Raw genomic sequence first — 13,892 nt, 5'->3', positions numbered from 1 at the left:
CACTGAATGAGATTCTCGACCAAATTTTCTTTGCTGAGCGCATTGATGCTAGCCTCTGTACTGGTACCAACCTTTCAGTACTATCAATACGCCCTTCACACCAATATCGACGATGCGATAACTTGGCTCGCTGTCGGCGTAGCGATGTTTACCACGCTACTCACCTTGCTTACCGCAGCCCAGCTAGCCAAGGCTAATCAAGGTATAGCCGAGTGTTTACAAGCTTTTGCGCGTGGCGATACCAGCGCTTTTAAAACCCTTTCTCACAGCCTTAAACATGACGGCGTAACAAAGGCTGCTGAACACTTGTCTCGCGAACTCGCCACACAGGCAGATAAACTGGCGAACCTGTCTCGTATCGGCCAAGCACTAGAAAACAGTTCAACCAGTTTTATGCTAACCGACACAAGCGGCTTTATTACTCATGCCAACAAAGCCGTAAAAAACCTGTTCACCCAAGCCCAAGATGAGATCCGCAAAGTCATTCCCCTTTTTACCACTGATAAATTAATAGGCAGCAAAGTCGACGCTTTCGATTTACAGCACCAGTTACTCGGCGCAACTTCACACGCATACGAAACCCACATTGCCATAGGAGCCATGACTTTCCGTGTTGTGTTGAACCCGATCATAGACGACGGCGGAGTACGTATTGGACAATCGCTTGAATGGCATGATATTTCCCAACAACTCGCCAAAGATATGCACACCACCCGAGTTTTGGAAGCGCTCAACGGCACCACAACAAATGTGATGATTGCAGACGAAAAGCGCGACATCATTTACATGAACAAGTCTGTAGAAACCATGCTGCGCGCAGTTGAAAGCGAGTTACAAAAGGCACTGCCTCATTTTGCCGTTGATAAGGTCATTGGTAGTAGTGTGGATATTTTCCACAAAGACCCTTCTCACCAAAAGCGCGTACTGGAAAATTTATACGACACTTACTACACCAACATTCGGGTATCTGACAAACACTTCAGGCTGATAGCCAACCCGCTTATGGATGAAACCGGCAACCGTTTAGGGTTTGTTGTTGAATGGCAAGACCGAACCGCTGAAGTAGCAGCGGAGCAAGAAATTACAAAACTGGTCGGTGCGGCTGTGCGTGGCGACTTTTCAATGCGCGCTGAAACCTCAGGTAAAGAGGGCTTTATTCTCACTCTTGCCGAAGGACTTAACCAACTCATCGACGTGACCGAGCAAGGGCTGATTGAGATCAGCAATGTACTTGATGCGCTTGCAAAAGGTGACCTTACCCACCGCATCAACAAGCCATTTGACGGTTTATTTAACGACCTAAAAACCTACTGCAATACCACCAACGACAACCTAGCCGACATTATTGGTGAAATTCGCTCGGCGACCGACCTCATCAACGGCGCGGCATCAGAAATTGCGACCGGAAATACCGACTTGTCCGCACGGACAGAACAGCAAGCCTCCAGCTTGGAAGAAACCGCATCCAGTATGGAAGAGATCACAAGTACTGTGCAATTAAATGCAACCAATGCAAAAGAGGCCAATAGTCTTGCGTCTAAAGCCACCACAGTGGCCGAACACGGCGGTAACCTTATCGACGAAGTGGTAGACACGATGGCCGCCATTAATGATTCGGCGAAAAAAATCTCAGACATTATTGGTGTGATCGACAGCATCGCCTTTCAAACCAATATTCTGGCATTAAACGCAGCTGTAGAAGCGGCACGTGCAGGAGAGCAGGGCAGAGGCTTTGCCGTTGTCGCCTCAGAAGTGAGAACGTTAGCGCAACGCTCGGCGAATGCGGCAAAAGACATTAAAGCGCTGATTACTGACTCGGTGAATAAAGTGGAAGCGGGCAACACGCTGGTTAACCAATCAGGTGAAACCATGCGCGAAATTGTCACGTCGATAAAAGGTGTAAATGACATCATGTCAGAGATTACTTCAGCTTCAGTAGAGCAAGCATCTGGCATTGATGAGGTCACGCAAGCCATTACGCAAATGGACGAAATGACGCAACAAAACGCTTCGTTGGTAGAAGAAGCAGCGGCCGCGGCCGAAAGTATGCGCAATCAAGCAACGCATCTTTCAGACCGTGTGAATAAGTTTATCCTCGCCTAGGCTCAACGGGTGTGCTCAGGCCCCATTTTTACAGGTTAAAACAATGGCGGATCACAACGAACGAGAGTTTGCATACAGTCGTAAAGAGTTTGAATCTGTCCGGTCACGGATACGCTCTCTGGTGGGCATTAACCTCGCTGATAGCAAAGACTCGATGGTCTATAGCCGGTTGTCACGACGTATTCGCGCCTTGCGTCTTAAGTCGTTTCAAGAATACTTAGCATACCTTGATAACAACAGTGCTGAAACCGAGCAATTCATCAACGCACTCACTACAAACCTCACGTCATTTTTTCGGGAAGAGCACCACTTTGACATATTAAAAGACTACCTCATTGCACACCCAGGCCCTTTAAATATCTGGTGTGCAGCGAGTAGCAGTGGTGAAGAGCCTTATTCCATTGCCATGACGTGCGTAGAAGCTCGTAACTCTTTCAACCCAAACGTGAAAATTTTCGCCTCTGATATCGACAGTAACGTGCTGGATAAAGCAAGAAGAGGGATATACCCCATTGGGCATGTTAGTAAATTAACCTTAGAACGAAAAAAGCGGTTTTTCTTTCGCGGTAAGGGAAACAATGCCGACAAGGTTAAGGTAGTGCCCGAATTGACCAATATGGTCACCTACTTTCAACAAAACTTATTAGACAGAAAATGGAACCTTGACGAAAGGATGGACATTATTTTCTGTCGTAACGTGATGATTTATTTCGACAAACCCACTCAGCTAAAATTAGTTGAGAGAATGACCCACGTGCTCAAGCCTTCGGGACTATACTTTGCTGGTCACTCTGAAAACTTTTCTCATCTTTCAAAGTTGCTCACACCCATTGGTAAAACCGTATACAAGCCTGCAGGAAGTAGCGCCCTATGATGATAGATGACACGGAAAAGAGTCCCAATCGCTATTTCGACCGCCATTTTGCTTGCCAAGCTGTAAAAATTCTTCCCGGAGAATACTACGCCACTACAGACAAAACGCTCATTGTGACGGTATTGGGTTCGTGTGTTTCTGTGTGTATGCGTGACCCCGTGACCCAAATTGGGGGAATGAACCATTTTTTACTGCCAAACGACGAAACAAATAACGCCGATGACCTCGCCTCTTCGTCTGCACGCTACGGCTCATATGCAATGGAAGTATTGATCAACGAACTACTAAAACTCGGCGCGTCACGCAATCGACTAGAAGCCAAAGTGTTTGGTGGAGGAAACGTACTAAAGGGCCTAACCTTAACGAACGTGGGACAGCGAAATGCCGAGTTTGTACTTGATTATTTAAGCAGAGAACATATCCCGCTACTTGCAAAAGACTTGCTCGATCAATACCCAAGGAAGGTTTACTTTTTCCCAGAAACCGGGCTTGTGAAAGTGAGAAAAATTAAATCTCTTCACAATACCACCATACTGGATCGCGAAAGCGAATACCGTATGCGTATTAAACAACGTCCAACATCTGGTGATATCGACCTATTTTAAGGAATGCTATGCCCGTATCAGTCCTTGTTGTTGATGACTCAGCGTTAATCCGTTCGCTGATGACAGAAATTGTTAACTCGCACCCTGGCTTAAAGCTTGTGGGCTGTGCGCCCGACGCCTATGTGGCTAAAGACATGGTGAAGCAATTTAACCCCGACGTTATCACCTTGGATATTGAGATGCCAAAAGTCGACGGTCTCACTTTTCTAGACCGTTTAATGAAAGCCAAACCCACACCCGTATTGATGATTTCTACGCTGACAGAAAAAGGCGCTGATGCAACTATGATGTCGTTGGAATTGGGCGCGGTAGACTTTATCGCTAAGCCCAAAATTAACGTTGCCCAGCAATTTATGGCATTTCAGGAAGAGGTGATCGAGAAAATTCTCGCGGCTTCGCGAGCCAAAGTAAAACGGCGCGACAAACACGCGGCGATCGCAAAGCAAACTCAGGTGTCGTATCAGGGTACAGAATTAATCGTGGGCATCGGCGCTAGCACTGGCGGAACCGAAGCCATCAAAGAAGTACTCACGCGACTACCGGCAGCATTTCCAGCGGTGGTTATGACACAGCATATGCCACCGGGTTTTACCACGTCATTCGCAAAGCGGCTGAATTCAATGTGCGCAATGACAGTACAAGAAGCTAAAGACAATGTGCGTATTCTCCCCGGCCATGCATATCTGGCACCGGGAGATCGCCACATGGAAATTGTGCGTTACGGCGCAGACTATCGTATTCGTTTGTTTGACGGAGAACGTGTTTCAGGGCACAAACCTGCTGTTGATGTACTGTTCGATAGCTTGGCAGAGCACGTGGGCAAAAATGCACTAGGCGTCATTCTAACCGGCATGGGTAAAGATGGTGCAACAGGGTTAAAGAAAATGAAAGACCGAGGCGCCATCACCTTTGGTCAAAACGAAGCCTCTTGTGTGGTCTATGGCATGCCCAAAGAAGCCTATCGCTTAGGTGGAGTTGACCAAGAGTTACCGGTGGATAGCATTGCCGATGCGCTCACTGAAACCATCAACAAACGTGGCTCTGGCAATAGGATGTAACACAATATTGCCTTGTCATGCGTGTCGATATTGAGCGGCAGTCTGTATAAGACTGCCGTTTTTTATTGTGATATTGCGGAAAAAGCTCGCTCAGCCCATCAACATTCGACTTCAAATTAAATCGCACCTTTTGGTATAAGCCTTGTCACACCTTACAATGAAAGCGTAACTTGTCGTGAAACGCCCTGATTAGACCAGTATTTTGCTGATAAAACTCAAACATCTACTATAATCGGGCGTTAACTAAAAAATGACGAGAAACTCTGGTGTTTTTTCGTGCAAGATTGGTTTCAATCTGTTGAAATAGCACGATACCTGACTTTTAACGTAAGATAGCAGCAGTTTAATGAAAGTTTTACTCCTAAATGGCCCTAACCTAAATATGTTAGGACAACGCGAGCCCGACAAATACGGTCATCAAACATTAGATGACATCGTAACGGGTTTGTCTGAAATAGCGCAAATTCAAGGTGTGGAGTTATCCCACTTCCAGTCGAATGCCGAATACGCATTGATCGACCGAATTCATGCGGCTATGGGCGAAGTCGACTTCATCATTATAAACCCCGCCGCCTTTACACACACCAGCGTTGCCATTCGCGATGCCTTATTAAGCGTGTCTATCCCGTTTATAGAAGTGCATTTGTCGAATGTGCATGCCCGTGAGCCTTTCCGTCATCATTCGTATTTTTCTGACGTCGCAGCAGGCGTTATTGTGGGTTTAGGTGCCTATGGGTACGAGCTCGCATTGCAAGCTGCGGTTAAACACATTTCAAGCCTTAAAGAAGATTAGAGACAGAACATGGATATTAGAAAGATTAAAAAACTGATCGAGTTAGTAGAAGAATCAGGTATTGCCGAACTAGAAATTTCAGAAGGTGAAGAATCAGTACGTATCCAACGTGCTACTGCACCTATCGCTCCTGCTCAGTACACAGTAGCTGCGCCTGCAGCGGCTACTGCTCCAGCGCCAGTTGCTGCACCGGCCGCGGCTGAAGCGCCTGCTGCGGCAGAGCCTACTGGTCACCAAGTTAAGTCTCCTATGGTTGGGACTTTCTACCGTGCTTCTTCACCGACTTCAGCTAACTTCGTAGAAGTAGGCCAATCAGTTAACGTTGGCGATACATTGTGTATTGTTGAAGCAATGAAAATGATGAACCAAATCGAAGCCGACAAATCAGGTGTGGTCAAAGCTATCTTGGTAGACAACCAAGAGCCAGTAGAATACGACCAACCACTATTTATCATTGAGTAAGTGACGCCTTATGTTGGATAAAGTACTTATCGCCAACCGAGGCGAAATTGCACTGAGGATCCTTCGCGCATGTAAGGAACTCGGTATCAAGACGGTAGCCGTGCATTCCACGGCTGACCGTAACTTAAAACACGTGCTGTTGGCAGACGAATCCATTTGTATTGGTGGCGCATCTGCAACAGAGAGCTATCTGAACATTCCGCGCATCATTGCAGCGGCAGAAGTGACTAACTCTATTGCTATCCACCCTGGATATGGCTTTTTGGCAGAAAATGCTGATTTTGCCGAAGCAGTAGAGAAAAGTGGCTTCATTTTCATCGGCCCAACTGCTGACACCATCAACCTAATGGGTGACAAGGTATCAGCGATCAACGCGATGAAAAAAGCCGGCGTACCATGTGTACCGGGCTCAGATGGCCCATTGACTGAAGATGCCGAGCGCAACAAGTCGATTGCTAAACGCATTGGTTACCCGATTATCGTGAAAGCAGCCGGTGGTGGTGGTGGTCGTGGTATGCGCGTAGTACGCAGCGAAGCAGAACTCGTTTCTGCAATCGAGACGACTAAAGCAGAAGCGGGCGCAGCCTTCGGTAACTCTACGGTTTACATGGAAAAATTCCTTGAGAACCCACGTCACGTTGAAATTCAAGTATTGGCTGATGGCCAAGGCAATGCGATTCACCTAGGCGAACGTGATTGCTCGATGCAACGTCGTCACCAAAAAGTGGTAGAAGAAGCGCCAGCGCCAGGTATTTCAGAGCAAATGCGTAATAAAATCGGTGATCGCTGCCGTCGCGCTTGTGTTGAAATTGGTTATCGCGGTGCTGGTACGTTTGAATTTTTGTATGAAAACGGCGAGTTCTATTTCATCGAGATGAACACCCGTATTCAGGTAGAACACCCAGTATCAGAAATGATCACAGGTGTTGATTTGATCAAAGAGCAACTGCGCGTAGCCGCTGGTCAACCTTTGTCTATCGACCAATCGCAAATTCAAATTCGCGGCCATGCCATCGAGTGCCGAATTAACGCGGAAGATCCAGATACTTTTATTCCTAGCCCCGGCAAGATCAATATGTTCCATTCGCCAGGTGGTTTGGGGATTCGTTGGGATTCTCACATCTATGCTGGCTACTCAGTACCGCCTTACTATGATTCGATGATTGGTAAGTTGATCACTTATGGTGAAAGCCGTGATGAAGCCATTGCACGTATGCGTCATGCGCTAGACGAGTTAGTGGTAGACGGTATTAAAACCAACGTTCCACTTCAGCAACGTATCATGGCAGACGAAAACTTCTTTAACGGTGGTACAAACATCCACTATCTAGAGAAGAAGCTAGGTATGGCGTAAACGCCAACCGCAAAACATAGCTAAATGGCCAGCACCTTGCTGGCCATTTTTTTACGAAATTTTACGTCTTTCACCAAGCCTGCCTTAAAATCGGAAAAAGCTATAAATAAGATAGATTTTTCCAACTTTGCTTAATTAAATGACTCGCCTAATATAAACCACGTAGAGAGTTGAGCGCCTTATCCACAAAGGCTTTCATCTTGTTCTCATAGTGTGCTGATTTGTCATTTTGAGTTTCCCTGCTCAACAATGCAGAGTTGATAGCATTACCCTTAAGAGTAGTTCTTCTCCACTCAGTTGGCCGGTGTGATAGACACCGGCTTTTTTTTACCGAAAATCTCGGTATTATCACAGCCTGAACATTCATGAGTATTGGGCTATGAGGTTACTCACCACATTTTGTTTTTTGGCGTTTAGTTCGATTGTTGGCGCGATGGAGTATGATCAAACACTGGATCTACAAGTGCGCTTTGACGACCGCTCGGGCCAAAGCCACCGTAACCAGTACCGCGTACGCTTTTATCCGTCGATGTACCTCGACGCTCAGAAAAACTGGAGCGTACATGCCTTTGCCGTCACTGGCGATGAGTTTTCTTCCAGCCACAATACCTACGGCAGTGATACCACTGATTACTTTTATGTACGCCGTGCTTACCTTCGCCATGAATCCGGCTATGGCAAAACGGAAGTTGGGATTATCCCCACCTATAAAGGGCGCGTTTCCGCCACTGGCTTATCCAAAGACGGCTGGATTGGCGGTGTACGCCATGTGCAGCGTATTGGGCAAACCAGCGCTCTCGAAGTGGTTGTTGGTGAGCTAAATGAATTTGACGCCAGTAAAGCTTTGTTTGTACCTGACGAAGTGGATTACATTGAAGTGGAGTTTTCCGCTCGTATGGGCCAACGCCACAGTTATGAATTTAGCGCCGAACGCATAACCGAAGGCGATTATCTACGCGCCGAATACCGCTATCAGTACAGCGGAGACAATACCTTGTTTTTAGAATATGTACGGCGTGTGGATGAACAAAACGACAAAGTCGTGGTGGGTGTATCAGGCACACTAACCACCGAAAGTGAACTCGATTACTACCTGTATTACGCCTATGTCAGTGATAATTTTGGCACCCGCGCTGAGCTAACTGAAGACTTTCTAGGTACCGGCCACGGCGTATCTGCTGAGATAAGCGGGCAAGTTGCCAATTACAAAAGTATGAAATGGTTTGCACGCGTCGACAGTATCGACAGCCACCATCGCTTATTGTCGGGGCTGGCATTTAAGTTCTAAACCACTTTTGTTTAATTCATTACTCGCCAAGCCTTGCGCCTATTCTCGTCGCGAGTTATGCATTACACTTTAGCCAAACCACATCACGTAACTGCATTTTATGGAAGAAGAATTAAAACAAGCACAAGCGCTTTATGACACCTTGCTAGAATTTGCTGTGACCTACAGCTTCCAAATTTTCGGCGCCTTGGTGATTTTGCTTGTAGGTTGGTGGATAGCCAATAAACTCGGCAGCGTGGTGGAAAACCTGATGACCGGGCGCAATATCGATATTACGCTCAGTCGCTTTACCGGCGGTGCCTGTAAAATCCTGATTTTATCCTTAGTCGTTATCATTGCACTGGGTAATATTGGTATTAGTGTAACTCCGCTCATTGCCGCCGTTGGTGCCGTTGGCTTAGGGGCTGGTTTAGCCATTCAAGGGATGCTGGCCAACTATGCCGCAGGGTTTACCATCATCATCACACGACCTTTTGTGCTGGGCGATACTATACAAGTACAAGGCGTTTCAGGTGTGGTCGACAAGGTCATGTTGCCCTACACCATTTTGATCAATGAAGACAACGTACACATACAAATCCCCAACAAGCTAATTATTGGCGAAGTACTACACAACTCAGCCGAACAAATGCTCATTAGCTTAGAGGTAGGCGTGGCCTATTCCAGCAACGTGGATGAAGTCATTCAACTATTGAACGACGTAGTCAAAACCATTGATGGCATTTCAGAAGAAAAGGCCCCAGCTATCGGCATCGACAACTTTGGCGACAGCAGCATTAATTTTGGTGTACGGGTGTGGGCGCTGACCACCCGTCATTATGAAATTCGTTATGCGCTTAACAAAGCCATTTACGACGCGTTACAACAAGCCGAAATACAAATTCCATTCCCGCAGCGCGAAGTCAAAATGCTATAAAAAAGGCCCGTCGAAAAGACGGGCCAAACAGCAAGAACGCGTACACACTTTGACAGTGCATTTAGTATTACGTGACCAGCGAAAAGTTGGTTTAAAAGTTTTTGTTTTTTATCACAGTGCTTCGATTTCCTTAAATCGAGACGGACAGGAATATTTTCCCATGTCACCTCTTGGCCAAATCGGTATTATGGATTGTTATAACTTGGTTTTCCCTTTCGATATTGTCGAAGTAACTTATTGTCCCCGCAATCACTATTGAAAAAATACAAACACCAGCAAAAAGTAGAGCCATTGTCAGCATCGGAGAAGGGCTTTGGATTCAATATAGATAACTTACTTATTATTGTTGTCTAATCTTTGCTTCTACCGACAAAAAGTAATAGGTATTGCTTCCACTGTACCCAGAGTCAATAGAGTAATAGAGCCAAGCACTACCGCTATCATCAGTGGTCATTGTGTAGTCACTATCAGAGCTTATAGTTTTTGATTCCCAAGGATTATCTTCTGCACAGGAAGATCCAACACTAACATCTCCTAAATATTGAGTGTCGCTAGCGATTCCTTCTGCACTATCATCTCCTTTCTGAGGATCGTCAAAATTCACCACATACTTAGCATCATTTTCAATGATAGTTTCTGGCTGAGTAGTGAGAAGAGCCGCCTTCACATAAACACTAGTAGGTGAAGATACGTAAGCCCCGCATGGTTCATTGGCATTGCTAAGAATTGTAGCTTCGAAGAGAACCTTATAAGGAGTATTTGGCACCAATCCAGTCACTTCCTTGTACATATAGCCTTTCAAGCTAAGCGTGTAGTTGACCCAAGAGTACTTTATGCCTTCTCTATATTCATACGGAGAAGGAAGAGTATCGAGGCCATATGAGATTTGATCATTGTTTTCGTTGTCCACTCTGTAGTCTGCAACTCCGAGAGTGAAACCGTCCAAGCTCTCCGTAAAATCTCCATCAATTACAATTTCTTCTTGTCCAACATTCGTGTCACTGCCACAACCAGTGAGCGCTAAAACCGTAAAAATTCCAATATATCTAAGCACTATTTTCCCTATTTTTTATTGCAAATACTGAGGCGCTGGTAGATTTAATGACTAATAATTGCAATCAACTTCCTTGTGCGCTTGTTTAGAACGAGCAACATATTTCATTCAAACACATAATAACAAGATAAATAAGGTAATAATTACAAATTCTTACACTAGCAACATCAGTGGCTAATTCAATCAGCAATATTTATTTTTAACCTGCATGTTCGTATAGACTATGGCTCACATCACCCCAACAACTGCTGCGAAATCCGCAGCAGTTCGGCGGCAGCTCTGGCGTCTGACAACGCGCGGTGATGTTGTTCCATGCCTATCTCAAAATGCTGCGTGAGGTTTGCCAGCGAATAAGATTTTAACCCCGGCTTGGCTTTACGCATTTCCCGCACGGTACAGAGCTTAGGCCGTTTGTAATATTCCCCTATACGGGCAAACTCCTGCTTGATAAAGCCAAAGTCAAAGTTCACGTTGTGGGCCACAAAAATACAGTCTTGGGTAAAGCTATCTACTTGCTCTGCAACTTGTTCAAAGGTTGGCGCGTCGGCCACCATGGCGTTAGAAATACCCGTGAGTTGGGTAATGCGCTGGGGAATATGGCGCTGGGGATTGATCAAGCTTTGCCATTCGTCTACCACTTCGCCTGCCACCATTTTTACCATACCAATTTCAGTAATACGGTGTGACTGAGACTGGCCGCCGGTGGTTTCTATATCCACAACCACATAAGGTTGATTGGGGTCGCGATACCAAGTCACTTGGGTAATAGCCACGTCGAACCCCGCGCTTTGCATACGCTGAATAGTGAGCATTTGATTGCGTCTAAGTTGATCGCCTGGTGCTTTAATTTCTTCAAACCGCAGTTTGCCCTGTTCCAGCACCATGATGTCTGGGAAGCCATCGCGCAGGGTGTGATAGTCTTGGCTCATCATCCGCATCAGCGCGGCAGTTTGGGTTAATGACGCTTGTTCCAACAGTACTTTAATTGGCGTGAGCACGTTTTGATGCCACACAAACAAACTGTTCATTTGGCCGTATTTTTCTGCCGCTAATCGAGTGAAATAACGCAGTGCGCCTTCGTGTTCGGCAAACACAAATCCCAAACGCTTTTCTATATCCTGTTCGTATTTTTGATAAAAATCGTTGTTGCGCAGAGTTTGGGGCCGCCGGTCGAACTCAGTAATAATTTCATCACTTTCAAATAATAAATCCCAAAACAACAAACCGAAGACTGACCGCCAAAACTGGTTTTCGGTACGCCACGCTTCGATTTTATGTCGGCGATAATAAGCCACAACACCGCGCTCAACATCCTGATTAAAGCTTTCATCCAACTGCAAGCTGCGGCTGGCATTGCGCAACATATCGGTTAATACACTGGTGCGTTTTTTACCGTATTTTCTGGCGTAAAAGTCTTCGGCGAAAGCCAATAAGGTTTCAGACTGAGGGTTGTCGATAATCGCTTCTAACGCGGCCTTTACTTCGTCGACATCACCTTGTTTATGCTTCTCTCGCAACCATTTTTCTTCGGCGTTATCTGCACCTGACATTTTTAGCGCAGTTAGTGCTTTTTCTCTGTCAACTGGCAGTAATTTGCTACCTAATTGAAACAAATAGCGCTGTTTTCGTCGCTCACTTACCGTACATAACGCATCGGGTAGTGAGGCAAGGTCAATGCCTTGTAACGAGGCATCGTCAGCGGATTTCAGCGCTTCATAAGCATTGGCGTAGTAATACGCGGCTTGTGCACTCTCTGCGTTTTCAAAACGGGCCATGTCTGACGACACTTCGCCCCGCGTTCGCATAATGCCGAGGTCGCGCATAGAGAACTGATTGAGTCGCCCGTGAGTGTGGCCAAAATACAAAAACAGTAAATACTGAATACTGTCGTCAAACGTCCGCAATACGAAATTTTGAATAAGTGGGTGCTGTTCATCCAATTGCTGATGAGGTGCGTGTTCGAGAAAGTGTGCAATCACTTCTTCTTTTTTGCGACTGGCCGGCAGCGCAACACCAATGGCGCTGAGCAAGTCTAATAACGCCGACTTGGTTTGGCTTTGCACAAAGGCATTTCCATCGGCGTGATTGGCCGGTACAAACCAACCTTGAGCCACGAGTTCGTCTAAATGCTGCTGCGCTGCGGGAATTTCATCGTAGTTAAAGGTGCTTCGCGCATTTAGCGGGTACTTACGATTCGCCGCCCGAGCAACAAGGCATTGTTTGGGTTCATCCAACGCGAGAAATTGCTCGATAAATTGTGTGGTTTCCTCCCCCAGCAGCTCACGGCTTGGGCCGTCGAAAAAGCGCAGAAACTCGTGGAAGTGCGACAAATAGTAGCGCTCGGGTAGTTCTTTGGGGTAAGCCATGCACATTCACTCAAAGCATTGGATATATATACAGCATTATTGCGAAATAAAGCCACAATGTCGACGCTATCTGCGAACCAATCAACGAAAAGATGATCCTTACGGTCAAGCTATGCGAACAAGATCACTACACAATATTCGTAGGAGCCTTATATGAGCTTAACCGAAGCTGGTCGCTTTGAATGCCCTTATTGCATGACCATTAACGATATTGAAATCGACACCCTCAATGACGTGAACCAAGAGCAAGTGGTCGATTGTCAAATTTGCTGCCAACCCATTGTTATCACGGTTTTTGAAAACAGTAATGGCCTTGTTCTCAATGCAGAAAGGGAAAACGACTAATGAGCAGCAAGCACTTCCACCACAGCGATATCATGGCGATGGACCAGCGTTATCGCACTGCATTTATCAATAGCTTATCGGGCTTTAAAAGTGCCAATTTGGTAGGCACACAAAACCAAGCGGGGCGAACTAATTTAGCGTTGGTGAGCTCTGTTGTGCATATTGGCGCTAACCCGCCATACCTTGGCATGATCATGCGCCCGCATACGGTGCGTAGAGATACCATAGAAAACATTGAGTCTACTGGTGTTTATACACTGAATCACGTAGCAGAAAGCTTTTACCCCCAAGCTCACCAGACGTCAGCCCGTTACGACGAATTTACCAGCGAGTTCGACGCGACAGGGTTAACGCCTGTTCACATAGACAGCTTCACTGCGCCTTTCGTTGAACAAAGCCCCATAAAACTTGGTATGACGCTGAAAGAAATACTTCCCATTAGTTGTAACAATACACAGCTGATTATTGGTGAAGTCACGCATGTAATACTGAATGAGCAAGCTGTAGGTAGCGACGGATTTGTAGATTTAGAAGCCCTGAAAGTGATGGCTATATCCAGCTTAGATAGCTACCACGTTACTCAGCAACAGGGGCGTATGGCTTACGCAAAACCTGAGCTACCGCCACGAATCAACACGCCTTCGCGTTAAGGCAAGATTAAGGGTAGCAGATAT

The 13,892-nt window shown here is 46.1% G+C and carries 13 protein-coding genes; 11 read left to right on the top strand and 2 right to left on the bottom strand.

The features are described from left to right. Positions 1-6 precede the first annotated feature (6 nt). The 9 genes from ACXAH6_RS04520 (at position 7) to ACXAH6_RS04480 (ending at position 9,453) form a co-directional block, all read left to right on the top strand. Positions 7-2,103 (top strand): methyl-accepting chemotaxis protein, encoded by a 2,097-nt coding sequence (locus tag ACXAH6_RS04520; protein WP_474875445.1) that lies wholly within the window; start codon positions 7-9, stop codon positions 2,101-2,103. Positions 2,104-2,146: 43 nt separating this feature from the next. Further along, complete coding sequence (locus ACXAH6_RS04515) at positions 2,147-2,977, top strand: CheR family methyltransferase (RefSeq protein WP_474875444.1); 831 nt, start codon at positions 2,147-2,149, stop codon at positions 2,975-2,977. Continuing rightward, positions 2,974-3,582 carry a chemoreceptor glutamine deamidase CheD gene (cheD, locus tag ACXAH6_RS04510; RefSeq protein WP_474875443.1) on the top strand — a complete coding sequence of 203 codons (609 nt, stop codon included), beginning with the start codon at positions 2,974-2,976 and terminating at the stop codon, positions 3,580-3,582. Before ACXAH6_RS04515 ends, cheD begins: the two co-directional genes overlap by 4 nt. Positions 3,583-3,590: 8 nt before the next feature. Continuing rightward, a complete protein-coding gene (locus ACXAH6_RS04505) occupies positions 3,591-4,640 on the top strand; it encodes a protein-glutamate methylesterase/protein-glutamine glutaminase (RefSeq protein WP_474875442.1) in 1,050 nt (349 codons plus the stop codon). Positions 4,641-4,986: 346 nt separating this feature from the next. After that, a complete protein-coding gene (aroQ, locus tag ACXAH6_RS04500) occupies positions 4,987-5,433 on the top strand; it encodes a type II 3-dehydroquinate dehydratase (RefSeq protein WP_474875441.1) in 447 nt (148 codons plus the stop codon). A gap of 9 nt (positions 5,434-5,442) precedes the next feature. Further along, positions 5,443-5,895 (top strand): acetyl-CoA carboxylase biotin carboxyl carrier protein, encoded by a 453-nt coding sequence (accB, locus tag ACXAH6_RS04495; RefSeq protein ID WP_474875440.1) that lies wholly within the window; start codon positions 5,443-5,445, stop codon positions 5,893-5,895. A gap of 10 nt (positions 5,896-5,905) precedes the next feature. After that, positions 5,906-7,249 carry an acetyl-CoA carboxylase biotin carboxylase subunit gene (gene accC / locus ACXAH6_RS04490; protein ID WP_474875439.1) on the top strand — a complete coding sequence of 448 codons (1,344 nt, stop codon included), beginning with the start codon at positions 5,906-5,908 and terminating at the stop codon, positions 7,247-7,249. A 379-nt stretch (positions 7,250-7,628) separates the two neighbouring features. After that, a complete protein-coding gene (locus ACXAH6_RS04485; RefSeq protein WP_474875438.1) occupies positions 7,629-8,537 on the top strand; it encodes a hypothetical protein in 909 nt (302 codons plus the stop codon). Between the two features lie 100 nt (positions 8,538-8,637). Then, positions 8,638-9,453: a mechanosensitive ion channel family protein gene (locus ACXAH6_RS04480; protein ID WP_474875437.1), complete on the top strand. Its 816-nt coding sequence runs from the start codon at positions 8,638-8,640 to the stop codon at positions 9,451-9,453. A gap of 340 nt (positions 9,454-9,793) precedes the next feature. Here ACXAH6_RS04480 and ACXAH6_RS04475 read toward each other — a convergent pair whose 3' ends face one another. Together ACXAH6_RS04475 and ACXAH6_RS04470 are read right to left on the bottom strand one after the other, a co-directional pair. Further along, positions 9,794-10,507 carry a hypothetical protein gene (locus ACXAH6_RS04475; RefSeq protein WP_474875436.1) on the bottom strand — a complete coding sequence of 238 codons (714 nt, stop codon included), beginning with the start codon at positions 10,505-10,507 and terminating at the stop codon, positions 9,794-9,796. A 233-nt stretch (positions 10,508-10,740) separates the two neighbouring features. Continuing rightward, entirely contained in the window at positions 10,741-12,873 is a 2,133-nt protein-coding gene (locus ACXAH6_RS04470; RefSeq protein WP_474875435.1) for an exonuclease domain-containing protein, read from the bottom strand. A 153-nt stretch (positions 12,874-13,026) separates the two neighbouring features. Between ACXAH6_RS04470 and ACXAH6_RS04465 the strand changes: the two genes are divergently transcribed. Beyond that, positions 13,027-13,218, top strand: coding sequence for a zinc ribbon domain-containing protein (locus tag ACXAH6_RS04465; RefSeq protein WP_474875434.1), 192 nt, complete (start codon positions 13,027-13,029; stop codon positions 13,216-13,218). Further along, positions 13,218-13,868, top strand: coding sequence for a flavin reductase family protein (locus ACXAH6_RS04460; RefSeq protein ID WP_474875433.1), 651 nt, complete (start codon positions 13,218-13,220; stop codon positions 13,866-13,868). Before ACXAH6_RS04465 ends, ACXAH6_RS04460 begins: the two co-directional genes overlap by 1 nt. Positions 13,869-13,892: the final 24 nt, after the last annotated feature.

Source organism: Alteromonas sp. ABE4_545 (assembly GCF_056161325.1).
This window is presented reverse-complemented; position numbering and strand designations above follow the sequence as displayed.

Excerpts from the sequence above, each read along its gene's own strand:
- cheD (WP_474875443.1), top strand. The coding sequence starts at position 2,974 with ATGATGATAGATGACACGGAAAAGAGTCCCAATCGCTATTTCGACCGC.
- accC (WP_474875439.1), top strand. The coding sequence starts at position 5,906 with ATGTTGGATAAAGTACTTATCGCCAACCGAGGCGAAATTGCACTGAGG.
- ACXAH6_RS04485 (WP_474875438.1), top strand. The coding sequence starts at position 7,629 with ATGAGGTTACTCACCACATTTTGTTTTTTGGCGTTTAGTTCGATTGTT.
- ACXAH6_RS04470 (WP_474875435.1), bottom strand. The coding sequence starts at position 12,873 with ATGGCTTACCCCAAAGAACTACCCGAGCGCTACTATTTGTCGCACTTC.
- ACXAH6_RS04480 (WP_474875437.1), top strand. The coding sequence starts at position 8,638 with ATGGAAGAAGAATTAAAACAAGCACAAGCGCTTTATGACACCTTGCTA.
- ACXAH6_RS04515 (WP_474875444.1), top strand. The coding sequence starts at position 2,147 with ATGGCGGATCACAACGAACGAGAGTTTGCATACAGTCGTAAAGAGTTT.
- ACXAH6_RS04460 (WP_474875433.1), top strand. The coding sequence starts at position 13,218 with ATGAGCAGCAAGCACTTCCACCACAGCGATATCATGGCGATGGACCAG.
- aroQ (WP_474875441.1), top strand. The coding sequence starts at position 4,987 with ATGAAAGTTTTACTCCTAAATGGCCCTAACCTAAATATGTTAGGACAA.
- accB (WP_474875440.1), top strand. The coding sequence starts at position 5,443 with ATGGATATTAGAAAGATTAAAAAACTGATCGAGTTAGTAGAAGAATCA.
- ACXAH6_RS04465 (WP_474875434.1), top strand. The coding sequence starts at position 13,027 with ATGAGCTTAACCGAAGCTGGTCGCTTTGAATGCCCTTATTGCATGACC.
- ACXAH6_RS04505 (WP_474875442.1), top strand. The coding sequence starts at position 3,591 with ATGCCCGTATCAGTCCTTGTTGTTGATGACTCAGCGTTAATCCGTTCG.
- ACXAH6_RS04520 (WP_474875445.1), top strand. The coding sequence starts at position 7 with ATGAGATTCTCGACCAAATTTTCTTTGCTGAGCGCATTGATGCTAGCC.